This window comes from Candidatus Accumulibacter phosphatis, from assembly GCF_000024165.1.
Lineage (GTDB): Bacteria > Pseudomonadota > Gammaproteobacteria > Burkholderiales > Rhodocyclaceae > Accumulibacter > Accumulibacter phosphatis.
The window spans coordinates 1,165,868-1,189,128 of sequence record NC_013194.1; the positions used below are offsets into that span (position 1 = coordinate 1,165,868).

At 65.5% G+C, this 23,261-nt stretch carries 20 protein-coding genes; 9 read left to right on the forward strand and 11 right to left on the reverse strand.

Features of this window, described 5'->3' with window-relative positions:
- Positions 1 to 119 precede the first annotated feature (119 nt).
- Both CAP2UW1_RS05090 and CAP2UW1_RS05095 read right to left on the reverse strand, forming a co-directional pair.
- A complete protein-coding gene (locus CAP2UW1_RS05090; protein ID WP_015765589.1) occupies positions 120 to 1,367 on the reverse strand; it encodes a hemolysin family protein in 1,248 nt (415 codons plus the stop codon).
- Positions 1,360 to 2,742, reverse strand: a complete 1,383-nt coding sequence (locus tag CAP2UW1_RS05095) for a hemolysin family protein (protein WP_015765590.1) — start codon at positions 2,740 to 2,742, stop codon at positions 1,360 to 1,362. The genes CAP2UW1_RS05090 and CAP2UW1_RS05095 overlap by 8 nt, the downstream gene beginning before the upstream one ends.
- A 378-nt stretch (positions 2,743 to 3,120) precedes the next feature.
- Here CAP2UW1_RS05095 and queD point away from each other — a divergent pair, with 378 nt between their 5' ends.
- The 6 genes from queD to CAP2UW1_RS05125 all read left to right on the forward strand — a co-directional run bounded on the left by queD (position 3,121) and on the right by CAP2UW1_RS05125 (position 8,394).
- Positions 3,121 to 3,564 (forward strand): 6-carboxytetrahydropterin synthase QueD, encoded by a 444-nt coding sequence (queD, locus tag CAP2UW1_RS05100; RefSeq protein ID WP_015765591.1) that lies wholly within the window; start codon positions 3,121 to 3,123, stop codon positions 3,562 to 3,564.
- A 53-nt stretch (positions 3,565 to 3,617) separates the two neighbouring features.
- Positions 3,618 to 4,385: a 5-oxoprolinase subunit PxpB gene (gene pxpB, locus CAP2UW1_RS05105; RefSeq protein WP_015765592.1), complete on the forward strand. Its 768-nt coding sequence runs from the start codon at positions 3,618 to 3,620 to the stop codon at positions 4,383 to 4,385.
- The gene (locus tag CAP2UW1_RS05110) at positions 4,382 to 5,452 is read left to right on the forward strand and encodes a 5-oxoprolinase subunit C family protein (protein ID WP_015765593.1); all 1,071 of its coding nucleotides are present in this window, start codon (positions 4,382 to 4,384) and stop codon (positions 5,450 to 5,452) included. The genes pxpB and CAP2UW1_RS05110 overlap by 4 nt, the downstream gene beginning before the upstream one ends.
- Positions 5,452 to 6,261 carry a LamB/YcsF family protein gene (locus CAP2UW1_RS05115; protein WP_049778643.1) on the forward strand — a complete coding sequence of 270 codons (810 nt, stop codon included), beginning with the start codon at positions 5,452 to 5,454 and terminating at the stop codon, positions 6,259 to 6,261. Before CAP2UW1_RS05110 ends, CAP2UW1_RS05115 begins: the two co-directional genes overlap by 1 nt.
- Positions 6,262 to 6,371: 110 nt before the next feature.
- On the forward strand, positions 6,372 to 7,484 hold the full coding sequence (gene zapE, locus CAP2UW1_RS05120) for a cell division protein ZapE (RefSeq protein WP_015765595.1): 1,113 nt from the start codon (positions 6,372 to 6,374) through the stop codon (positions 7,482 to 7,484).
- Between the two features lie 10 nt (positions 7,485 to 7,494).
- Complete coding sequence (locus CAP2UW1_RS05125; RefSeq protein ID WP_015765596.1) at positions 7,495 to 8,394, forward strand: NolW domain-containing protein; 900 nt, start codon at positions 7,495 to 7,497, stop codon at positions 8,392 to 8,394.
- Between the two features lie 20 nt (positions 8,395 to 8,414).
- On the opposite strand, the gene CAP2UW1_RS23545 is transcribed toward CAP2UW1_RS05125, so the two are convergent.
- From CAP2UW1_RS23545 to CAP2UW1_RS05160, 7 genes are all read right to left on the reverse strand, one after another.
- Complete coding sequence (locus CAP2UW1_RS23545; protein WP_015765597.1) at positions 8,415 to 9,326, reverse strand: sensor domain-containing diguanylate cyclase; 912 nt, start codon at positions 9,324 to 9,326, stop codon at positions 8,415 to 8,417.
- Between the two features lie 125 nt (positions 9,327 to 9,451).
- The gene (locus tag CAP2UW1_RS05135; protein ID WP_015765598.1) at positions 9,452 to 10,735 is read right to left on the reverse strand and encodes an O-acetylhomoserine aminocarboxypropyltransferase/cysteine synthase family protein; all 1,284 of its coding nucleotides are present in this window, start codon (positions 10,733 to 10,735) and stop codon (positions 9,452 to 9,454) included.
- A 262-nt stretch (positions 10,736 to 10,997) separates the two neighbouring features.
- A complete protein-coding gene (locus tag CAP2UW1_RS05140) occupies positions 10,998 to 12,146 on the reverse strand; it encodes an HD-GYP domain-containing protein (protein ID WP_015765600.1) in 1,149 nt (382 codons plus the stop codon).
- A 262-nt stretch (positions 12,147 to 12,408) separates the two neighbouring features.
- Positions 12,409 to 13,623 (reverse strand): FAD-dependent 5-carboxymethylaminomethyl-2-thiouridine(34) oxidoreductase MnmC, encoded by a 1,215-nt coding sequence (gene mnmC / locus CAP2UW1_RS05145; protein WP_015765601.1) that lies wholly within the window; start codon positions 13,621 to 13,623, stop codon positions 12,409 to 12,411.
- 27 nt (positions 13,624 to 13,650) lie between these two features.
- Positions 13,651 to 15,165, reverse strand: a complete 1,515-nt coding sequence (gene lysS / locus CAP2UW1_RS05150; protein WP_015765602.1) for a lysine--tRNA ligase — start codon at positions 15,163 to 15,165, stop codon at positions 13,651 to 13,653.
- Between the two features lie 80 nt (positions 15,166 to 15,245).
- Positions 15,246 to 16,350 (reverse strand): peptide chain release factor 2 gene (gene prfB, locus CAP2UW1_RS05155; protein WP_199931570.1). Its coding sequence is split into 2 segments (ribosomal slippage): positions 15,246 to 16,268 and positions 16,270 to 16,350, totalling 1,104 coding nucleotides; the frame shifts between segments, so codons are not numbered across the junction.
- Between the two features lie 92 nt (positions 16,351 to 16,442).
- A complete protein-coding gene (locus CAP2UW1_RS05160; protein ID WP_015765604.1) occupies positions 16,443 to 17,453 on the reverse strand; it encodes an AraC family transcriptional regulator in 1,011 nt (336 codons plus the stop codon).
- Between the two features lie 157 nt (positions 17,454 to 17,610).
- Here CAP2UW1_RS05160 and CAP2UW1_RS05165 point away from each other — a divergent pair, with 157 nt between their 5' ends.
- Entirely contained in the window at positions 17,611 to 18,978 is a 1,368-nt protein-coding gene (locus CAP2UW1_RS05165; RefSeq protein WP_015765606.1) for a putative bifunctional diguanylate cyclase/phosphodiesterase, read from the forward strand.
- Positions 18,975 to 19,859, forward strand: a complete 885-nt coding sequence (locus tag CAP2UW1_RS05170; protein WP_015765607.1) for an HDOD domain-containing protein — start codon at positions 18,975 to 18,977, stop codon at positions 19,857 to 19,859. The genes CAP2UW1_RS05165 and CAP2UW1_RS05170 overlap by 4 nt, the downstream gene beginning before the upstream one ends.
- Positions 19,860 to 19,861: 2 nt before the next feature.
- On the opposite strand, the gene CAP2UW1_RS05175 is transcribed toward CAP2UW1_RS05170, so the two are convergent.
- Together CAP2UW1_RS05175 and CAP2UW1_RS05180 are read right to left on the reverse strand one after the other, a co-directional pair.
- Complete coding sequence (locus tag CAP2UW1_RS05175; RefSeq protein ID WP_015765608.1) at positions 19,862 to 20,719, reverse strand: pyruvate, water dikinase regulatory protein; 858 nt, start codon at positions 20,717 to 20,719, stop codon at positions 19,862 to 19,864.
- 32 nt (positions 20,720 to 20,751) lie between these two features.
- Positions 20,752 to 21,504, reverse strand: coding sequence for an SDR family NAD(P)-dependent oxidoreductase (locus CAP2UW1_RS05180; RefSeq protein WP_015765609.1), 753 nt, complete (start codon positions 21,502 to 21,504; stop codon positions 20,752 to 20,754).
- A 204-nt stretch (positions 21,505 to 21,708) separates the two neighbouring features.
- Between CAP2UW1_RS05180 and CAP2UW1_RS05185 the strand changes: the two genes are divergently transcribed.
- Entirely contained in the window at positions 21,709 to 22,968 is a 1,260-nt protein-coding gene (locus tag CAP2UW1_RS05185; RefSeq protein ID WP_015765610.1) for a DDE-type integrase/transposase/recombinase, read from the forward strand.
- Positions 22,969 to 23,261: the final 293 nt, after the last annotated feature.

Below are 23,261 nucleotides of genomic sequence, written 5' to 3' on the forward strand. Positions count from 1 at the left end.
GGCCGAGCGGCCGGGCCATCTGCCTGGGGCGAGATGAAGCCGACCACCGGCAGCGTCGTTAACGCGAAGACTGGATGAGCGTCGCGAGCCCCCTTCGCCGCAGAGCGCGGGAAGCGCTACTACCAGCGAATCTGGACTTCCTGGATCACCTGCGGAGTTGCGCGCTGGACGATGAACCTGATGCCTTCGACCTCGATCGTCGCACCGGGTTTGGGAATCTCGCGCGCATGTTCGAGCAGGAAGCCGGACAGCGTATCGTAGGTGGCATTGCCCGGCAGCCTCAGTCCCAACTTCTCGATCAGCATCGCCGGGTCGGCGCGGGCGCTCACCAGATAATCATGGTGGCCGAGCTTTCTCAGCCATTCGGCCGGTTTTTCCTGTCGGTCGTACTCGTCCTGCATATCCTCGACGACATCCTCGATGATGTCCTCGATGGTGATGATCCCCTCGGCACCACCGAACTCGTCCATCACCACGGCCATCGCGTCACCATCCTGGCGCAACTCGACGAGCATCGACTCGGCACTCTTGCTGGCCGGGACGTAGCGCGTTGCCGTGATGAAAGGCGCGATCGGCAACGATTCGTCCACGCCGAGCAGGTCCATCGCGTTGAGTACGCCGATCACCCGGTCGATACGTCCGTCGTAGACCGGCAGGCGAATGTTTGAGCACTGGACTGCGAGTCGCACCGCTTCACCGACGGTGCAGGACTTCTCGATGGCGTTGACGTCGATCAATGGCACCATCACCTTGTATACGGTGGTTTCCGAGAAATTGAACATGCGCCGGATCATGGTCTTCTCGATCGCCCGGATGTCGCCGCCCTCCTGTGGCGGCATCTGCACCATGCTCTGTATCTGCTCGCGCAGGGTGAAGGGGTTGTGCTCGTCGCGGCTGCCGGCAAGGCGCGAAAGAAACTTCGACAGGGTCACGAAGACGATCAGAATCGGCCAGAAGAGGATGGAGAAGAAGCGCAGTATGTAGATCACGTACGGCGTGATCGTGTCGGCGCGCTGCTGGAAAACGCTCTTCGGGACGATTTCGCCGAAAACCCAGATCAACGGCGCAACCAGGACGACCGCCAGCCAACTGCCCGCTTCGCCGAACATCGAGATCATCAGCGCTGTTGCGACGGTCGAGTTGGCGACCACGGCGATGTTGGTGCCGACCAGCGTCGTCGACAGCAACCACTCCGGCCGTTTCTCGAGCATCTCAAGCGCCAGGCGCGCGCCGCGCGAACCTTTGGCGGCGTCGTGGCGCAGTTTCATGCGGTCGGCGCTGACGACGCCGAGTTCAGACCCCGAGAAGAAACCTTCGGCGAGCAGGCAGACGACCATCAACAAGACCGTGAGCCAGATGTCAGACATCGCCAATCCTCCGGTCGGGCCGATCCGTCGCGCGTTTCGCGGCTTCGGGTCGGCCGGACGTATCGCTGGGTAGTTCGCCACTGTCGCTTGCCGGTTTTTCGATTGCCTCTGGCAGGCGCTCGACCAGGACACGGGTGATGCGGTTGTGCTCGATGCCCTCGACGGTGAATTGCAGCCCGCCAAGGACGGTCGTTGCTCCACAGGCAGGCAGTTCGCCGAAGGTGTCGAGCAATGCGCCGGCCAGCGTTTCGGCGTCAACGCTGGCGATGGTCACCGCGAAGGCCTGGTTGAAGTCCCCAAGCGACATGCCGGCATCGATCAGGCGACGACCATCGGCAAGTTCGCTGACCAGATGCTGGCTAGCCGTATCGACGTCCGAAGGGCTCGATATCTCGCCGAAAACACACTCGAGCAGATCTTCCATCGTCACCAGTCCGGTGACGCCGCCATATTCGTCGACGATCAGCGCGAAGGACAGCTTGCGCTGGCGAAAGGTGTGGAACAGTTCCACCGCCGGCTTGGATTCGGGAAAGAAATGTGCCTGCCGCAAGAGCTTGCGGAATCCCTGGGAATCGCGTTCGAGCCTGGCGAGATCGACGCCGAGCAGGTCGCGGGTATACAGGACGCCGAGGATGGTGTCACGGTGCCCTCTGAATACCGGATAGCGTGACTGGCGGGTGGCCTTGATCTGGGCAATCAATTCCGGCACCGGCAAGTCCGCCGAAAGGAACTGGATGTCTGAACGTGGTCGCATGACGTCACGCAAGACCTTGTTGCCGAAGTCGAAGATCTTCTCGATGTACTGCGCTTCCTGGCTGTCGAGCGCGCCTTCGCCAACGGCATCCTGCACCAGCGTGCGGATCATGTCCTCGGTGACCAGATTGCCCTGCGAGCGCTGTTTGCCGACGATCAGGGTAATGAAGAAGTCGGCGATGTGCCTGATCACCTCGCGCAGCGGCGTGATCAGGCGAGCGAAGAGATCGATTGGACGGCACTCGACCTGGGCAAACGCGACATTGTTGCGAATCGCCAGCACTTTCGGGGTGATCTCGCCGAACAGCAGCAGGATAGGCACCATGACCAGCAGGTTGACCATCTCGTTGTCGGCGCCGAACAGGTGGATGACCATTGCCGCCGAGATCACCGAAGCCGAGACATTGACGAACTCGTTGCCGATCAGGATGGTGACGATCAGGCGTCGAGGTTCGCTGCGCAAACGCTCGATCAGTTCGATGCGCGGGTGCTTGGTGGCGCGCATCTGGTCGAGCTGGAAGGAACTCAGCGAGAAGAGCGAGGTTTCGGTGCTCGAAAAGAAGCCCGAGAATCCAAGCAGCAAGATGAAGACGATCAGCTCTATCCAGAGCGCGGGATCCATGCCTACCTCCAGGTGAAGTGGGCTCGCCGGGCAGAACAACGTGCGCGCAGGTCACCGCGAACCCGGCTCTTCTGGTCGCGGAAGGCGGCTTGGGCTGACCGACAGCGCCGCCCTTGGCTGCCAGGACCGGCCCAAAAAAACGCCGAATAGCGTTTGCCGACGAGAACACCAATTATCGGCCCCCTTGATGCCGTGGTCAAATTCGCGGTGACTCGCAGCCAGCGGCGCGTCGAGGACCTCGCCGGGCGTCATCAGATTGCGGCTGCAGTCCTTTGGGGGTGTGGCCGATCACGCGGCGAGTCGATGCCCCGTCGCTTTCGAGCGCCCGCGAGAGCGAGTGGCGGCGGTGCTATAATCAAGGCTTTGCGCGGCCTTCCGATGCTCATCACCCGCCGCCTCGAGTTCGACGCCGGCCACCGCATTCCCGACCACCAGAGCCAGTGCCGTCATCTGCACGGCCACCGCTACGCGATCGAGATCACTCTCGCCGGCGACATCATTCGACGGACGGGCGATCCGGCCAACGGCATGGTGATGGATTTCTCCGAGGTCAAGGCGCTGGCCATGCAGCATCTGGTCGAAGCTTGGGATCACGCCTTCCTGGTCTGGGCCGGCGACCGGCCGATCGTCGACTTTCTGCAGTCGCTGCCGGACCACAAGACCGTTCTGCTCGATTGCGTGCCGACCGCCGAGAACCTCGCGCAGCAGGCGTTCGCGATTCTCGATGCCGTTTATCGCGATACCTACGGCAATCAATTGCGCCTCGAGCGTCTGCGCCTCTACGAGACGCCCAATTGCTGGGCAGAGGCGCTGCGCGGATAGCAGTCGGCAGTTCGCTACTGCGGGCAGGGAGTGGGAGTGGAAGGAAGAGCGGCATGACGCTGCGCATCCTCGACGCCGGCGACACGGCGCTGACCATCGAATTCGGCGACGGCGTGGACCGCCGCCTGCTGGCGGCGGTGGCCGCACTCGACGCGGTCCTGGCGCAGGCGGTTGAAGACGGCCGCTTGCCGGGAATCGTTGAAACGGTGCCGACCTTTCGCTCGCTGACGGTCATTTACGATCCTCTGCGGACGACGCGGGCCGCGATCGAACCGGTGATTCGCGGCCTCATCGACGCCTCGCCCGCGGCGCGCTCGCCTGCCCGGCGCCAGTGGCGGCTGCCCGTGTGCTATGGCGACCAGAGTGCCGATTGCGGGCCTGACCTCGATGAGCTTGCTGCGGCCTGTGGTCTGACGCCGGCGGAAGTCATTCGCCTGCATTCGAGCGGCACCTACGAGGTCTACATGCTCGGTTTCCTGCCCGGATTCGCCTTCATGGGCGACCTGCCAGCCGTTCTTGCTCGGCCGCGGCGCAGCGAACCGCGCGTGCGCGTGCCGGCCGGGAGTGTTGCGACGGCAGGCACGCTGACCGCGATCTACCCCTGGGAGAGTCCCGGCGGCTGGCACCTGATCGGCAGCTGCCCCGTGCCGCTGTTCTCCGCGGCGTGGCCGCAGGCGGCGTTGCTGCGGCCGGGCGATCGGGTGAGCTTCCGGGCGGTCGAGGTCGGCGAATATCGGGCGCTGGCGGCAGAGCTGATGGGGGCAGGCAATTCGCCGTTGCCACCGATGTCCTTCCTGATCGATGCGGGGACTACGCCATGAACGCCGTGCTCGAAGTCGTCAGCCCGGGGGCGATGGCGTCGCTACAGGATCTCGGTCGCCCCGGCTTGCGCCGGCTGGGTGTGCCGCATGCCGGGGCGCTTGAAGGCGGGTGGCTGCGCCTGGCGAATGCTCTGGCCGGCAACCCGGAAAATGCGCCGGCCGTCGAATTCCTCGCCGGCGGCCTTTGGGTGCGTGCTGGCGGGCTGCCGCTGCGCCTGGCGCTGGCCGGCCATTTTTCTGCCGAGGTCGTCGGCAGCGGCGAGCGTCGCCGTGTCGACTCCTGGCGCAGCCTGACGCTGGCGCCTGGCGATAGCCTGCGCTGTGGTATGCCGGTGGTGGGCCGCCTGGGCTACCTGGCGTTGGCCGGTATACGCTTGCCGCAGCAGTTCGGCAGTGCGTCGACCTATGTTCGCGCCGGACTTGGCGGTATCGACGGACGCTTGCTGGCCAGCGGCGCCCGCCTGGCCGGCACGCCATGCGACGGCGGCGAGCGGGTGTTGCGAACGCCGCCGCCGGTCGATGCGGCGCCGATCCGTGTCGTCATGGGGCCGCAGGACGATTACTTCGACACGCCATCGCTGGAGCGTTTCCTGAGCGCGACTTACCACGTCCTGCCGGCCGCGGACCGCATGGGGATGCGCCTCGACGGCCCGGTGCTCAGGCATCGTCCGGAGAAGGGCAGTGAGATCACTTCGGATGCGACGGTTCCCGGATCGATCCAGGTGCCCGGCCAGGGGCTGCCGATCGTCCTGCTTGCCGACGGGCAGACGGCGGGCGGCTATCCGAAGATCGCGACGGTGATCTCGGCCGACCTGCCGCGTCTGGCCGTGATGGCGCCGGGACAGCCGCTGCGCTTTGCGGCCGTGTCGGTGGCCGCCGGCGAACTGGCGGCGCGCTCGCGCGAAGCGGCGCTGCGTGCACTCATCGCCGGCATCGGCCCCCTGGAAGATGCGCGGCAGATCGATGCGCAGGCGCTTTACGCCGTCAATCTGGTCAGCGGCGTCGTCGATGCCTGGGCGGCCGACGGCGCTGCGGCGGTCGCGAGTGCTGCCCGGAGGCAGGAATGATGGTGTCCCGAATCAATCTCAACGCCGATCTCGGCGAGGCTTTCGGTGTCTGGCAGATGGGCAACGATAGCGAGTTGTTGCGCGTCGTCGGTGCGGCCAACATCGCCTGCGGCTTTCATGCCGGCGATCCGCTGGTCATGCGGCGGACGGTTCGCCAGGCACTGGCGGCCGGCGTCAGCCTCGGGGCGCATCCGTCGTTTCCCGACCTGCAGGGGTTTGGGCGGCGGGTGATGCGTCTGCCTGCCGCCGAACTGGAAGCGATGCTGATCTACCAGATCGGCGCCCTGGACGGCCTCGCTCGGGCCGAGGGCGGGCGCCTGACGCACGTCAAGCCACACGGGGCGCTGAACAACATGGCCTGCGAGGAAACCGACTTGGCCACCAGCGTGGCGTCGGCGATTGCCAGCTTTGACCCGTCGCTGATCCTGCTCGCCCCCGCGCTTTCGGAACTGGCGGCGGCGGGTGCAGGCGCCGGCCTGCGCGTGGCGACCGAGATTTTCGCCGACCGGGCTTACGCCGAAGACGGCAAGCTCGTCGCGCGCAGCCAGCCGGATGCCGTCCTGCACACCGCCGACGCCTGCGTTGCGCAGGTCTTGCGCATGCTTGACGCGGGCGGCATCGTCACCGCGAAGGGGCGTCTCATCCGGTGCGAATTCCACAGTATCTGCGTCCATGGCGATGGCCCGCAGGCGCTCGCCACGGCGAGCGCCATCCACAGCGCCTTGCTGAGCGCCGGCGTTCGCCCTCTGCCACTCCCCGAAGTTCTCCAGCCGCCGGTCGATTCTGACGTCTTGCCGGCGATGGTTTAGAATTTCGCCATGGCCGTGGCGAGCGGGGTTCGCCGCGGCGCCTGCAGCGGTCTCCACCTGCCTGCCCCGGCATCCACCAGAAATCTCCCCCAAGCACCGGAAGGAAGCTGATGCCTCACAGAATTCTCCGCGTCCCCGAGCGCGGCATGCTCGACGCCTACGAGGGCCTGCTCGCGGTACGGCACTTCACTGCCGACGCTGCGCAGCGGGCGGCCGCCGAGCGCCTGCAGCGCCTTTACTATGCGCTGCTGTCGTTCAAGGTCGGGCGTCGCAGCGCCCTGCGGCGGTTCTTTTCCCCGCCCGATCTGCCGCGTGGCGTCTATTTCTGGGGCGGCGTGGGGCGCGGCAAGAGCTTCCTGATGGATTGCTTCTTCGACTCGGTGCCCTACCGGCGCAAGCGCCGGATTCACTTCCATGCCTTCATGCACGGCGTCCATCGCCAGTTGAACGAGCTGAAGGGTGAGAGCGATCCACTGCTCCGGGTTGCCGACCGGATCGCTACCGAGGTGCGCCTGTTGTGCTTCGACGAGTTCCACGTATCCGACATTGCCGATGCGATGATCCTCGGAAGGCTGCTCGAAGCGCTGTTTGCCAGGGGTGTCGTCTTCGTGATGACCTCCAACTACCCTCCCGATCGGCTCTACCCGAATGGCCTGCAACGCGAGAACTTCCTGCCGACGATTGCGCTGATCAAGGAGCGTCTCGACGTTCTGGAGATCGATGCCGGTGTCGACTACCGCTTGCGAACCCTCGAACAGGTCGAGATCTTCCACTATCCGGCGGATGCGGCTGCCGAGCTGAAAATGGCCGGGTACTTCGCCGCGATGGCTGGCGGTGAGGGCGTACCGGCGGGCAGCATCGAGGTGCTCGGGCGCGAAATTCCGACGCTGCGTCGCGGCAACGGCGTGATCTGGTTCGATTTCAAGTCGCTTTGCGGCGGTCCGCGCTCGCAGAATGACTACCTCGAACTGGCGCGCGGCTATCACACGGTGCTGCTGTCGGCGATTCCCAGAATGTCGGCAAGCATGTCGTCCGAGGCACGGCGATTCACCTGGCTGGTCGACATCTTCTACGATCACAAGGTCAAGCTGATCGCCACCGCCGACTGTGGTCCCGAGGGTCTGTATACGCAGGGAACGCAGGCCAGCGAGTTCTTCCGCACGGCGAGTCGTCTGACCGAGATGCGTTCGCGCGAGTATCTCGGCCTGCCGCATCTGTCCTGAGCGGCCGGGCATGGCGGCGGCGATTGGCTTGGCACGCGTCGGCGCCCTCGGGGGCTTGCTGCTTCGGCTGTGCCTCTGCCTGCCGGCGCTGGCCATGGCGCAGCAGGAGATGGAGATCATTGCCCTGCGGCATCGCACGCTCGATCAGGTGCTGCCGACATTGCAGCCCTTGCTGGAGCCCGGCGCTACCCTTTCGGGGATGAACGATCAATTGATTCTGCGTGCTTCGCCGCGCAACCGCCAGCAGATCAGGCAGGCGCTCGCGGCGATCGACACGCCGCCGCGGCGCTTGCTGATCCGGGTCAGCCAGAACCGTGAGGTGGAGGGTCGCGACGAGGGGGTGGCGGTGGTGGCCGGGGGCGATATCGGCCAAACGCGGTGGATCGGCAAGCCGTCCGGCGGCATGCAGGAAAGCAAGGAAAGTACGCGCGTCGAGGTCCGGCGTGGCGACGCGAGCGTCAGTGCGCAGGCCTGGGACTCGCGCCGGACGCAGGCCAGCGGCAGCATGCAGACGGTGCAAGTGGTCGACGGTGGGCGGGCGCTGATCGAGGTCGGACGCTCGCTGCCGATCCCGCTACGGCAGGTGGCGATTGGTCCGCGGGGCGCTGTGGTCAGTGAGAGCATTGTCTACCGTGATCTCGGTCAAGGCTTCTACGCCGCACCCCGGGTCGTCGGTGGGCGTGTGACGGTGGACATCAGCCCGCGTTTCGACTCGCCCGGCGAGAGTGCTTACGGCACCGTCAGCACGCAGCTGCTGACGAGTACGGTTTCCGGTCGCCTCGGCGAATGGCTGGAACTCGGCGGCAGCAGCCAGCAGGCCGTGGGTGCCGGTAGCGGTCAGGGGCGCAGCGGCAATAGCCAGAGTCTCGACCAGCGTAGCGTCTGGCTGCAGGTCGAGGAGTTGCCGTGATCCGCGGCAGCGCTGCGCCGCTAGAAGATGTCCATGTTCACGCACAGCCGGTTGCAGCCGGCTTCGCGTGCGGCGGTGAGCAGCGAGCGGACGCGCTCGATCAGCGCCCCGGCATCCTCGCCGGTGTATTCGGTCACGCCACCGCTGACCGTCAGCAAGGGCCCGCTGTCGCTCGTAGCGCTGGCCTCGATAGTTTCACGTAGTCGCTCGAGGCCGATCATCGCCTCGTTGACGCGCACGTTGGGCAGGATCAGCAGGAACTGGTCATCACCGAAACGGCCGACCATGTCGAATTCACGCAGGCTCTTGCCGAGCAGTCGACTGACGTCGGCGAGCAGTCGGTCGGCCGACCCCGTGGCATGCGCTCGGCAAAGTTCCCGGAAATTGTCGATCGCCAGGAGGGCCAGAGCAAAGGGCGTACCGTAGCGACGGGCGCGACGTCCCTCATCGTCGAGGAGGAGCTGAATGTAGCGCTGGTTGAAGACCCCGGTCAGCGGGTCGTGCGTCGGCAGTTGCTGGCTGTCGCTGGCTGCCCGGCTGTACTGGCGCAGGTCGGCGAGGATCAGCAGAACACGCCGCAAGCCGCCATCGCTGGCGAAGACGGGGAAGGCGCTGGCCTTGCACCATGTGCTCGCGGCGGACGCGCTTCCGCGCAGCCCGATGGCACGCTGATGGACGGCTTGGCGCGTGTTGATGACCTGCCTTTCGGGGCGCTCCTCGGTGGCCAGAGGCTGTCCGTTCTCATCTTGCCAAAGGCTTGGCGCATCGCCGAGGAAAGCAATCGCCTGCGTGTTGCGCTCCAGCAGCGATCCGTCGGCGGCAAAGACCAGCAGCCCGATGCCGAGACTGTCGAGCAGGGCGGCATAACGCCCGATCTCGGCGTCATCGGCACGCAGATCGACGAGTGGCAGGCGGTCTTGCTTGGTGGGCATCGGCGGACCCGCACGAAGGTATGTCTCTATCGTATCCCAAAACCCTGTTCGGCGCTTGCCAATGCCTGCGTTCGTCGCGCAGGGCCCGCCGGCAGCATGCCGGGCAGGCCCCCGCGTCAATGTCCTCAGGCGGCCGCCAGCGCCTGTTCGAGATCGGCCAGCAAGTCGTCGATATGCTCTATACCGATCGACAGGCGGATCATTTCTTCGGAAACACCGGCCTTCGCCAGTTCTGCCGGCGCCAGTTGCCGGTGCGTGGTCGACGCCGGGTGGCAGGCGAGTGACTTGCTGTCACCGATGTTGACGAGACGAGTGAACAGCTGCAGTGCATCCTGGAAGCGCGCACCCGCCTGCGAGCCGCTGCAGTCGGTTCCCTTGACGCCGAACGTGAGAATGCCGGAGGCCTTGCCGCCCATGTACTTCTGCACCAGCGCGTGGTCGGGATGGTCGGCCAGTCCGGCGTAATTGACCCAGGCAACCTTGGCGTGGCTCTTGAGATAAGCCGCGATCTGCTCGGTGTTGCTGCAGATCCGGTCCATGCGCAGGGGCAGCGTCTCGAGTCCCTGCAGAATCAGGAAGGCATTGAATGGCGAGATCGCCGCGCCCATGTTGCGCAGCGGGACGACGCGCGCCCGACCGATGTAGGCCGCGGGGCCCAGCGCCTCCGTGTAGACGACACCATGATAGGAGACGTCCGGTTCGTTGAGGCGCTTGAACTTGTCCTTGTGCGCGGCCCACGGAAAGCGGCCGCTATCGACGATCATGCCGCCGATCGAGTTGCCGTGACCGCCGATGTATTTGGTCAGCGAATGGACGACGATGTCGGCACCGTGTTCGAACGGGCGGCACAGGTAGGGCGAGGGAACGGTGTTGTCGACGATCAGCGGGATGCCGTGCCGGTGCGCGATCTCGGCCAGCTTCTCGAAGTCGGTGACGTTGCCGAGCGGGTTGCCGACAGATTCGCAGAAGAGTGCCTTGGTCCTGGCGCCGATGAGCTTCTCGAAACTTGCCGGGTCCGCATGGTTGGCAAAACGGACATCGATGCCGTACTGCGGCAGCGTGTGGGCAAACAGGTTGTAGGTGCCGCCATAGAGCGTAGACGCGGAGACGATGTTGTCGCCCGCTTCGGCGATCGTCTGGATGGCGTAGGTGATCGCCGCCTGCCCCGAGGCGAGAGCCAGCCCGCCGATGCCGCCTTCCATCGCGGCAACGCGTTTCTCCAGGACATCCTGCGTCGGGTTCATGATCCGCGTGTAGATGTTGCCCGCCACCTTGAGGTCGAACAGGTCGGCTCCGTGCTGGGTATTGTCGAAAGCATAGGAGGTGGTCTGGTAGATCGGTACGGCTACCGCCTTGGTCGTCGGTTCGGGGCTGTAGCCGGCGTGGACGGCGAGAGTTTCGAGTTTCATGCGGGTTCTCCCTGTGTGGGTGGGGCGGTATCAAGAGAAGGCGCGAATCTTAGCATTTCGCTTGTCGGGGTTGACGCTCGATCTATGGCCAAGGGCGCCCCGTCTTCTGTCCAGCTCTTTGACGATGGCACCTGGCAGTTCCAGGGCCTGTTCGCGCAAGGAGACGGTTGTCAGATTGCGGAGAGGAATCTGGCGTCTGACGGCGTGGCGGTTCGCGCGGACAGCACCGTACCTTCGGAGGTCTGTGCCACGCCTGTCGCGTTCATAGCTCATAACCCCACGCCCGACCCCAGTTGTGTGCGTGATGACGGCCCGACTCGTCCTGCGCATAGGCACGGATCGCCAGCAAGCCGGGACCGGTGGCACGAAACATGGGTGCTTCGAGTGGACGGCCGAAGGTGTCGGCGATCGCCACCACCTGGCGCGGCTGCGAGGCGCTGCCGAAACGCCGCCGCGTGACCACCGCCAACTCGCGGTTGCTCAGGCGAACGAGGCTGCCCGGTGGAAACGGCCCGAGAGCCCGCATCAGTTGATTCACCAGCGATTTGTCCATGCGCGCGAGGTCAGCGCCGAATACGTGTCGCGTCAGCAGCGACGCATCACCCGCGTGGTTGAGGTTCCAGTAGACGGGTGCGCGCGCCTTGCGTCCGCTCAAACGCGCGGCGAGGGTGTCGGCGACGCGCAGAATGCGCGCCGTCAGGGGTATCGATGCTCCCCTCAGGCCGCCGGGATAGCCACTCCCATCCACATTCTCATGGTGGCAGATGACGGCAGGAACCCAGTCTTCGTAGTCCTTGCCAAGTCGCCTCAGGAGCCGGGCGCTTTCGATCGGATGCTCGCCAATGCTGCGGCGCTGGGCGTCATCGGGAGCCCCGCTGAGATCGAACATCTCGTCGTGCAAGGCGAATCTGGGCAGGTTCATGCTCAGGGCGGCGCCGGCAAGCGTCGTCAGGTTCTGGCTCGGCAAGCCGCTTGCCGATCCCGACTCGAGCGCCAGCAAGGCAACATGGATGGCGTGCCGAACGCTGCTGCGCGCGAAGCGTCCCAGTCGCGCGAAGCCCAGGCAGGCATCCGCGTCGAGCAGCCAGACTTCGAGCAGGTCGCGCGCGAGTTCACGGAGTTCACTCGCGGAAACGTGCGCGTTGCGGGCGATGCGCTCGGAAATGTCGGCGAGGCTTGCCGCGATCCGCGACAACTCCCTGGCCGGGTGGGCATGGGAAATCCTGGCAGCGAATGCCGCCGGGCAGAGGAAGCGCAGAGGCTGCGACGGATCCCGGCGGCCATGGACGATCAGCGCTCCGGCGCGCAGCAGAAGAACTCCGCTGGCATTGAACAGATCACAGGGCGCAGGGTGGCCGATGAGTTCGGGCGGCATCACCACCGGGCGCAGGATCGACGTCGACATGGACATGCGTACTCCTCGTGCCGCTATTTCCCAGGCTCGGGAACGCATCTCCCGTGTTGTCCGTACATACGGCATGCGGCGTGCCTGCCGATGGTGGTCTGTCGGCCGGCTGGGCGCCGCCGACAGGGCCGGGGACGCCCGGCGGGCCAGGGAATTCGCGAGCGTCGGCGGCAGTATAGGGGCCTCCTTCGAGCGCGGTCAATGCGGGTGCGGCTGCCGGTGCGCGGGGTGGCCACTGCCGTAGTGAAGGCGTCGGCGGGGCGTGCGTCTATGTCCCGCTGCCGGCGTCGTCGCGGCGAACCCTTCTCTGGCGGCCGCGCAGCAGGAAGCGGCCGGGGTCGAGCGCGCTGACCAGGTCGTCGGCGAGGGGCAGTGGCGCCCCGGTGATCAGGCAGGCGAGGAGTTCGCCGGCCAGCGCCGACCAGACGATGCCGCGCGCGCCGAAACCGTTGATCACGTAGAGGCCGGGGTGTCGCGGCATCTCGGCGAGCGGCCGCGATGGGTGGCTGGCCTCGATGGCGGTGGCGTCGGCGACCGCTCCGACCATCGGCAGGCGATCGGGTGCCAGCGGCCGGAAGCCGACGCGGCCGCCGAGATCGGCCGGCTGGATGCCCTTGGCGTGGCCCGGCAGGATGAAAGCGAGCCTGGCCAGGTTTTCGGCATGGTCGGCGGTACGCAGTGCGGTCTCGCCGTCATCGATCGAGAAGGTGGCGCCGGCGCAGCGCAGCCCGTCGATTGCCGGGGTCACGTAACCGAGACGACAGACGACGATGTCGGGCGCCGAACCGGCTGCAGCGGGCAGATGCGAGACCTGCCCGCGCGCGGCGCGCAGGGGCAGGTGCGCGGCCACGGCGAAACGTCCGGCGTCGGTGGCGTTGGCGAGAATCAGCACCGGCGCTTCGGCAATGACGGCGCCACCGTCGGCGTACGCTCGCCAGAGACCTGCCCGACGCTCGACCTCGGCGACCCGGCAGCCGTAGTGTGCCTTGATGGCGACGGCGTGGCGGGCGATGTTGGCCCGGCACAATGACGCGGGATCGACCCAGCCGCCGCCGGGGAACCACCAGCCGCCGTGTGTGACCGGCCAACCGGCAAGCTGGCTGGCTTCGCCCCGGTCGACGAAGCGCAGATAGTCGGCGGCCGGTTGCTGGACGTCGACCACCCGTTGCTGGGTGGCGGCATGCGTGTCGTCGCGCGCCAAATGGAGGACGCCGGTCTGTGCCCAGCGCAGCGGCAGGCCAGCGGCCGTCAGCGACGCGAAGTGCCGGCAGGCCTCGAGGAAGCCGGCACGGGTCAGCCGCGCCAGCCGGTTGTCGTCGACCGAGGGCAGGGGCCGCAGGACGCCGGCGAGGTTGCCGGACGCCCCCTGGGCGGGTGCGTCGGCGCGCTCGATCAGCTCGATGGTCCAGCCGCGTGCGGCCAGACGTTCGGCGGCGCTGCTGCCGGCCAGCCCGGCACCGATGACGATGGCGCGGCGGCTCATGAGCCGGTGCGCGGGCCTGCCTGCTCGCTACTCAGGTCGCATCTGCGGAAAGAGGATGACGTCGCGAATGTTCGGCGAGTCGGTGAGCAGCATGACCAGCCGATCGATGCCGATGCCGCAGCCGCCGGTCGGCGGCAGGCCGTACTCGAGGGCGCGGACATAGTCGGCGTCGTAGTACATGGCCTCCTCGTCACCGGCTTCCTTGGCTTTCGCCTGTTCGAGGAAGCGCGCTGCCTGGTCTTCGGGGTCGTTCAATTCGGAGAAGCCGTTGGCGATCTCGCGGCCGGCGATGAACAGCTCGAAGCGCTCGGCAACCTCAGGGTTGCTGTCGCTGCGGCGCGCCAGCGGGCTCACCTCGGCCGGGTAGTCGATGATGAAGGTGGGATCCCAGAGATCTGCCTCGGCAGTTTCCTCGAAGAGCTTCAATTGCAGCGTGCCGAGGCCGTCGGTCGCGCCGATGTCGACCTTCATCGCGCTCAGCTTCTCGCGCAGCCAGGCGGCGTCGGCGAGCTGAGCGACGCTGAAGCCGGGATGCGACTGGCGGATCGCGTCGCTGATCGTCAGGCGCGCAAACGGCTTGGCGAAGTCGAGCCGGCGGCCCTGGTATTCGAACGCCTCGGCTCCGAGCGCCTCGCGCGCGCTGTGCCGCAGCAGCCCTTCGGTGAAGTCCATCAACTGGCGGTATTCCGTGTACGCCTCGTAGAACTCCATCATCGTGAATTCCGGGTTGTGGCGCGGGCTTAGCCCCTCGTTGCGGAAGTTGCGGTTGATCTCGAAGACCCTCTCGAAGCCGCCGACCACGAGCCGCTTGAGGTACAACTCGGGCGCGATGCGCAGGAAGAGCGGCATGTCCAGCGCGTTGTGGTGTGTCGCGAAGGGCCTCGCCGTCGCCCCGCCGGGGATCGGATGCATCATCGGCGTCTCGACTTCGAGGAAGCCGTGGTGCACCATGAAGCTGCGGATCGACTGCACGATGCGGCTGCGGACCGCGAAGGTGAAGCGCGACTGCTCGTTGGTGATCAGGTCGACGTAGCGCATGCGGTACTTCTGTTCCTGGTCGGTCAGACCGTGGAACTTCTCCGGCAGGGGCCGCAGCGACTTGGCAAGCAGGCGGATCTCCAAGCATTCGACCGTCAGTTCGCCGGTCTTGGTACGAAACAGCGTGCCGACAGCGCCGACGATGTCGCCCAGGTCCCAGCGCTTGAAGCCCGCGTAATCGTCCTCACCGAGGTGGTCGCGGCTGACGTAGACCTGGATGCGGCCGGAGAGATCCTGAAGCGTGATGAACGAGGCCTTGCCCATCACGCGCTTGAGCATGATGCGGCCGGCGACCTTGACCTCGACCGGCGAGGCGGCGAGTTCCTCGCGGCTTCTCACATCGTAGAGGTCGTTGATCTTGCCGGCGGTGTTTTCGCGCGCGAAGTCGTTCGGGTAGGCCTTGCCGCTCTGCCGCCATTCGGCGAGCTTGCCGCGACGTTCGGCGATGATGTGGTTTTCGTCGTGTTGCGGCGCGCTGTCGGGCTTGTTTTCGGTCGGGGACATGATGGGTGCGGTTCTCGTGATCGGTGCGGGTGCGGGTTGGTCAGGCGGAGCAGGCAGGGGTCGGCAAGCAGGTACCGGAATCACACACCCTGCTTCAGGCTGGCTTCGATGAACTGGTCGAGGTCGCCGTCGAGGACGCCCTGGGTATTGCCGACTTCGACGTTGGTGCGCAGGTCCTTGATCCGCGACTGGTCGAGGACGTAGGAGCGGATCTGGTGGCCCCAGCCGATGTCGGACTTGGCGTCTTCGAGCTTCTGCTGTTCGGTCTGCCGCTTGCGCATCTCGGCTTCGTAGATGCGTGATTTCAGCATCGCCATCGCTTCGGCACGGTTGCGGTGCTGCGAGCGGTCGTTCTGGCACTGGACGACGATGTTGGTTGGCAGATGGGTGATGCGTACCGCCGAGTCGGTCTTGTTGATGTGTTGACCGCCGGCTCCGGAAGCGCGATAGGTATCGATGCGCAGTTCGGCCGGATTGATCTCGACTTCGAACGAGTCGTCGATTTCGGGATACGCGGAGACCGAACAGAAGCTCGTATGGCGGCGAGCATTCGAGTCGAAGGGGGACTTGCGTACCAACCGATGGATGCCGGTCTCCGAGCGCAGCATGCCGTAGGCGTACTCACCGGAGATCTTGATGCTCGCGGTCTTGATACCGGCGACTTCGCCTTCGGACTCCTCGAGCACCTCGACCGCGTAGCCTTTGCGCTCGGCGTAGCGCAGGTACATGCGCAGCAGCATCGCCGCCCAGTCCTGTGCTTCGGTACCGCCGGCGCCGGCCTGAATGTCGACGAAGCAGTTCAGCGGGTCGGCCGGATTGTTGAACATGCGGCGGAACTCGAGGCCGGAAACCTCCTTCTCGATGCCGTCGATATCGGCCGCGACCGCATTCAGCGTCTCGTCGTCGTCTTCTTCGCGCGCCATCGCGAACAGTTCGCCGGTGTCGCGCAGGCTGTCGGCGACGCGGTTCAACGTCAGAACGACGTTCTCCAGCGACCGCCGCTCACGGCCAAGTTCCTGCGCGCGCTCGGCGTTGTCCCAGACCGCCGGGTCTTCGAGCTCGCGGGCGACGGTCTTTAACTGATCGGCTTTCTGATCGTAGTCAAAGATACCTCCGCAGCTCACTCGCCCGCTGTGCGAGGTCGGCGAGCCGGTTGTCGATGATGTTGAGTTGTTCGGCTTCCATGATGTCTCTGATCGTCTGATGGGGAAACGCTGGATTATAACCGTCCGACGCTCGCGGTGTTGCCGGCGCTGAGACTACGAGGCTACGCGAGGCTACGCCGCCGGGTTGTGGCGATAGGTCGTCGGCGACATGCCGCTCCAGCGTCGGAAGGCACGCGTGAAGGCGCTTTGTTCGGAAAAGCCCAGCAAGAAGGTGACCTCGGTAACCGATTTGTTCGTGTCATCAAGATAGCGTCGGGCCAGTTCGTGACGGGCTTCGTCGCAAAGGCTCTGGTAGGTCAGGCCGAGTTCGTGGAGTTTGCGCTGCAGGGTCCGCTGGCTCATTCCCAGCGCCGTACCCGTCTCTTGCGCCGACGGCACTCCTGACGTCAGTTCGCGCAGCAGGTGGGCCTTGCAGCGACTGACGATGTCGTCGTCGAAGGCGTGGGCCAGTTGCTCGCTCAGTATTCTGTCGAAGGTGTTGGCCAGTGGGACGTTCGCAGACGGAAGCGGCGCATCCACCGTATCGCGATCGAGCAAGAGGCTGTCTTCCAGGGCGCCAAACCGAACATTGCAGCCGAACAGTTTCGGCCATGGCTGTGGGTCGGCAGGTTCCGGCCGGCGCAGAAAAAGCGCCGCAGCGTTGAGCTTGCCGCCGTAATTTGTTCGGCACATGCCGAGCAGGAGCGACAGCGTGTAGTCGGCGATCGAATGACCAATCGGCGTATCGCCGCGGCCATGCTCCAGGACGAAGCGCAGGCTGCCCGGCGTATTTACGCAGCGATAGGTGCTGCGGTTGCCGAGGATGCAGCCGAAACGTTCGAGCCGCTTCAGCCCGGTGTGCAGCGTTCGGCTGGAGAGCCAGGCGTAACCCATCGTCCCGAGGTTGGAGGGGTGCCAACATTCGCCGGCGCGCAGGGCAAAGGCCGGATCCGGGATCAGTGCTGCGGCTTTCGCAAAGGCGACATCGGCCAGCCGGCTGGGAAGGCGTGCATGCACATCGCGCAGCGTTGCCGCCGGCACGCCGACTTCCTGGCTGAACGCCTGGGGGTCGATGCCATGCAGCTCGACGAGACGCAACACGATCAGCCAGAGGCTGGCCAGCGAGGTTTCGGGATTCAACATGGCGGGAGTCCCCCGGGCATTCGTCTGTCACGGTGGCGCAGATGGTCATGCGAAAGGCGTGCCCGGTCAAGCACTTTTCGGCCCTGCCCCCTAAGCTGTCCAAACTTGGCAAGCCAATCGGGGCAAGCGAGTTCATTTTGCAGGAGGAAACAGCGCAGTGAGCGACCCGGTCCGTCATCCGTCGTCAGAAGAGGCGCTTCGCCGGCGCTTCGACACGATCCCAGCGGCGAACCCGACGCTTGATCCGGTCACCGGCTTCCTCAGCCGGACGGCCGGTCTGCAGGCGGCGGCGGTGCTGATCGCCGATGTCGGCGCCAGGCAGGCGCGGCTGTGCGCCATCTGGCTGGATATCGATCGCTTTCGGCAGGTAAATGAATCCTTCGGACATGCGGCTGGAGATGGTGTCATCGCTCGCATTGCCGAGCGTATTCGTTCAGCGATCGGCCTTCCGTGCGCCTTGTTGCGGATGGGGGGTGACGAATTCGTCGTGCTGGCAGCGGTCCGTGACCGGTCCGCTGCCACGCAACTGGCTCGCCAGTTACTGGTCGAAATCCGGCTGCCGTTGACCGTCGATGAGCTCCTGATCCGCCCGTCCGCCAGCATCGGCATTGCTCTTGAACAGGTCGGGGAGGAGCCCGCGGCCTGGCTCGAACGCGCCGACCGCGCCATGCTCGAGGCCAAGCGCCGGGGCGGCAATCGCCTGGCGCTATCCGGCGACGAGTTGCTGACCGGGCGTCTTGGCGTACAACTGGCGCGCGAGGAACTGGCCATCGAGAGCACCCTGCACGCCGCTCTGGAGAACGGTGGCCTGCGCCTCCACTTTCAACCCATCGTCGGCCGGGACGGTCGGGTCGAGGCGGTGGAGGCGCTGATGCGCTGTTACGCCGGCGGACATCAGATCGCTCCGGCGCGCTTCATCCCCGTCGCCGAAAAGACCGGCCTCATCATTCGCCTTGGCGAATGGAGCCTGCTCGAGGGCGCCCGCTGCGCCGCCCGCCTGCGCGCGCGGGGGACACCGACGACGATGGCGATCAATGTCTCCCGTGCGCAACTGCTTTCCCCCAGGTTCATGCCCGCCCTGCACGCTGCCCTGGTGTGTGCCGATGTTCCAGCGCGCCTGATCGAACTCGAACTGACCGAGTCGCTGTTCCTGGATCTCTCGCCAACCGTTCAGGCCAATCTGCGTAGTGCGCGCGAGGTCGGCGTCGGCCTGGCGATCGACGATTTCGGCACCGGCTATTCCTGCCTCGCCAATCTCAAAGACCTGTCGGCAAGCAAACTCAAGCTGGACCGGTCCTTCATCGCCGCTCTGCCGGGAGACCGCCGGTCCTTCGCCGTGGTCAGGTCGATGACGCGTTTGGGCCAGGAACTGGGAATGGCGGTGGTCGCCGAAGGGGTGGAAAACCACTCGCAATTGGCTGCACTGACGGAGGCTGGCGTCGATGCGAGTCAGGGCTTCCATCACGCCCGACCGATGCCCGAACACGCCTTGCTCAAATGGATGGCGCGGAGAGCAGAGAAATGACTGACATCCCCGAGGAAACCCTGAACGGGCGCCCGCAAGTGGACCAGGTGCTGGAGCAGACGTTGCAGGACCTGGACATCCCACCGCGCCCGCTCATCATCGACCGGATCAAGGCCGAGATCGGCAGCGACAGTCGAAATGTGAAGCGCATCGGCCAGTTGATCAGCGCTGATGTCAGTCTGGCTGCCGGCCTGATCAAGACCGCGAACTCGCCGTATTTCGGCCTGCGCAACCGGGCGCGCTCGGCGCACGATGCGCTGTTGATGTTGGGTCTCGATGTCGCCAGCCGGGCCGTCGCCACCATCAGCCTGCGCCAGGCTTTTCCGAGCAACGGCCAACTCGAACGTTTCTGGGGCGCATCGGCCCAGATTGCCGCGCTCTCGGGCTGGCTCGCCGAAGAGCTGCCGAACCGTCGAGTGCGTACCCACGACGCGTATACTTATGGGCTGTTTCGCGACTGCGGCATCGCCATGCTGCTGCGCCGCTTTCCGGGCTACCGGCAAACGCTGGAGCGCGCCAATGCCGATGGCGTGCTGACCTTTACGGCGGTCGAACAGCAAGAATTGCCCACCGATCACGCCATGGTCGGCTGTCTGCTGGCGCAAGACTGGTGGCTGCCGGAAGAAATCTGCCTGGCCATCCGTCACCACCACGACCAGTCGGCAATCGACCTCTTCGAGTCTGGTCTACCCGCCGCCAGCCGCTATCTGGTAGCCATCAGCCAGACGGCCGAACATCTCGTCCAGCAACTTACCGGCGGCAGCCGCACGCAGGAATGGAGCAAGCTCGGCGGCTCGTGCTTGCGCCTGCTCAAGCTGGCCGAAACAGACCTTGGCGATCTCCACGAAGGGGCGGAAGAGGTGCTCAGAACGGTCGACTGAGGTCACTGGACAGGCCTGCCGTCCAGGGGCCTCCCGGACGACGAGGCGTCTCCGACGCGCGCCTTGAGTTTGTCGATGATCATCGATGCGGCCTGCTCGATCGAGCGATGCGTGACGTCGATGACGGGCCAGGCGCGCCTGATGAATAGGCGGCGTGCTTCGAGAACCTCCTTGCGCAGGGCGTCGGCATCGGTGTAGTCGGTACTGGTGTCCTGCTGCAGCGCCTGCAGGCGGGCGGAGCGCACCTTGGCCAGGCGCGTCGGATCGACGACCAGCCCGACGACGAGCGGTCCGTGCGCGTTCATCAAACCGGCCGGCAGCGGTGCGCCCGGCACCAGCGGCACATTGGCCGCCTTGATGCCGCGCGAGGCCAGATACATGCAGGTTGGCGTCTTGGTCGCCCGCGACACGCCGACGAGGACCACGTCGGCGCCCTCGAGATCGTCGCTGGCCATGCCATCGTCGTGGGCGAGGGCGTACTTCATGGCTTCGACGCGGCGGTAGTAGTCCTCGTCGAAGGCATCGCCGGAGCTGTGATGAAGCTGCACCGGGGCGCCGGCGTGCGCGGCCAGGCGGCCGATCAGCGGTTCGAGCGCGAAATCGCACGGCAGGTCGAGCCGGCGGCAACCCTCCTCGAGCGCTTCCCGGATGTCGGTATGGCTGATGCTGTGCAGGACGTAGCCAGGCGAAGCGGCGAGCGCGCCGAGGATCTCGGGAATCTGGCCCAGGCGGCGGACCATCTTCCACAGTCGCCGCTCGACCTCGACACCTGCGAGCTGCGCGACCGCATTGCGCGCCAGCATCTCGACCAGTTCGCCCGAGGCGTGTGAGACGAGGTGCAGGACGAGTGTCTTGCTCATGATGGTTCTCCGGGCCTGGCCTCTGCCATCGCCTAGCGGTGGTAGCCGCCGTCGAGGCGCAGCACGGTGCCGTTGATCATGACATTCTTCAGGACGTGCAGGATCAGCATGGCGAACTCGGCGGCATCGCCGAAGCGGTGCGGAAACGGGATCTGGTGGGCGAGCCGGGAATCGAGGTTCTTCTCCATGTTGAACAGCGTCTGGGTGCCGAACAGGCCGGGGGCGATGCCGACGACGCGGATGCCCAGCGGACCGAGCTCGCGCGCGGCAGGCAGGATCATGCTGACGACGCCGCCCTTGGAGGCGGCGTAGGCCGCCTCGCCGCTCTGTCCCTCGTAGGCCGCGACCGACGCCGTCGACAGGATGACGCCGCGCTCGCCGTTGGCCAGTGGCTGCAACTGCGCCATGTCGGCGGCGGCGAGCCGCATCATGTTGAAGGTCGAGATCAGGTTCACCTCGACGAGTTGCCGGAAGTCGTCGAGCGGCATCGGGCCGTCGACGCCGACGATCGGCTCGGAGTGGCCGCGGCCGACGCAGTGCACGAGGACGCGCGCCGCGCCATGCGCAGCACGCGCCGTCGCGACGGCATTCTCGGCGGACAGCGAATCGGCGACATCACAGTGAATCGCGAGGCCGCCGATCTCCTCGGCGACCTTCTGCACTCCGTCGCCGTCGATGTCGATCACGGTCACCTTGGCACCCGCCTCGGCCAGATAGCGGGCCGTCTCCGCGCCCAAGCCAGATGCTGCTCCGGTGACCACCGCCGGGCACGCCCACAGATCCATTCACTGCCTCCCTGTTCGCTCGGCCTGCACGGCCGCTGTCGGTTCGGATTATCGTCGCTCGGGCGATGCTAAGCAAACCCGAGCCTTGTCCAACGTGGTATGAGCCTGAACGAGGATCGTGTTTCCACCCAGGAATGAGCCTGAGCGAAAGAAATTGCGGGTGAAGTGAGGTGTGGGTTGATCATCGCAAGGATGGTGATCAACATGAACGAAGCACGGCTGACCACGATCGAGCAGATCGAGCAGTTTCTCACCGCCAGCGGCTCGATAGAGTTCTCGGCGGCAGACGACAACGGCGAGCGGTATGGGCACATCAGTCGCGTCCTCGCACGTTTTGACTACCCCGGTCGCAACAAGCGCGAGCGCGGCGTGCTGCTGAGGTACCTGCAGCACACCAGCGGCTACAGTCGGGCTCAGGTGACCCGCCTGGTGACCCGTTGGCAGTGTAACCGCCTGGCGGCGGTCCCCTTGGTCAAGCGCTACCGTGCGCCTGCCGCGCCCTTTGCACGCAAGTACACCGCCGTCGACGTGGCGTTGCTCGTGGAGATGGACCAGGCCCATGAAGACGTCTGCGGGCCGGCCATCGCGCACCTTCTGCAACGGGCCTACCGGGACTATGACGATCCCCGTTACGAGCGCCTGGCCAAGCTGTCCGTCTCGCACCTGTACAACCTGCGCAAGAGCGCCGGCTATCAGGCCCGGCGCAGGAGCTTCACCAAGACCCGCCCGGTGTGCAACGCGATCGGCGTTCGCAAAGCCCCCGGCCCGGAGGGACGCGCCGGCTTTGTACGCATCGATACCGTTCATCAGGGCGATCAGGACGGCGTCAAGGGCGTCTATCACATCACCTGCGTCGATGCCGTCAGCCAGTGGCAGGTCGAGGCATGCGTAGAAGGCATCAGCGAGGCCTTTCTGTTGCCGGTGCTGGCTTTGATCATCGATCAGTTCCCGTTCGTCATTGTCGGTTTTCACTCCGACAACGGCTCCGAGTACATCAATCATCACGTTGCGAGCCTACTCGAGAAGCTGCGCATCGAGCAAACCAAGTCACGCTCCCGGCACAGTAACGACAACGCCCTGGCCGAGAGCAAGAATGCCAGCGTGGTCCGCAAGCACATGGGCTACGACCATATCCCGCAGGCGTACGCCAAGCCGATCAACGCGTTCTACCAGGATACCTTCAATCCCTGGCTCAATCTGCACCGCCCGTGCCTGTTCGCGACCTTGATCACCAATGACAAGGGCAAGACCGTCAAGCGCTACAAGCCTCAGGAGGTGAAGACGCCACTCGAGTGTTTGACCCAGCTGGCGCCACTGGGTCGGGTCACCTTCAAGCCGGGCATCACCTTGGAGGCCTTGCAGATTCAGGCCAGGTCACAAACCGATCTGGCGGCCGCCCAGGCCATGCAATCCGCCAAGCGCGAACTCTTTGCCGGCTTCGTCAAACCCAAGCGCCGAGCCTGACACGTACCGGCGACGACGCCAGCCGAAAGCCTGCCGCGCTGCGCTTGACAGACGGACGAATGGCTGCGCCATCTGCCCGCCGGAAGCCCTGCGGGCAGCAAAGCGTACAACCGGAATAAATATTCCCTTAACACCCAAGATCAAAACCAACCCGCCAGGATCATCTCAACGCCCCCGGCGGAATCCGTTAGACTGCCCTTTTCAACCCCTCAGCCCACATCACCGCGTCACCCACTCCGTCGCTCCTTCAGGCTCATACCTGAATTGGAAAATACCCCGAGCCATGTGCCGCG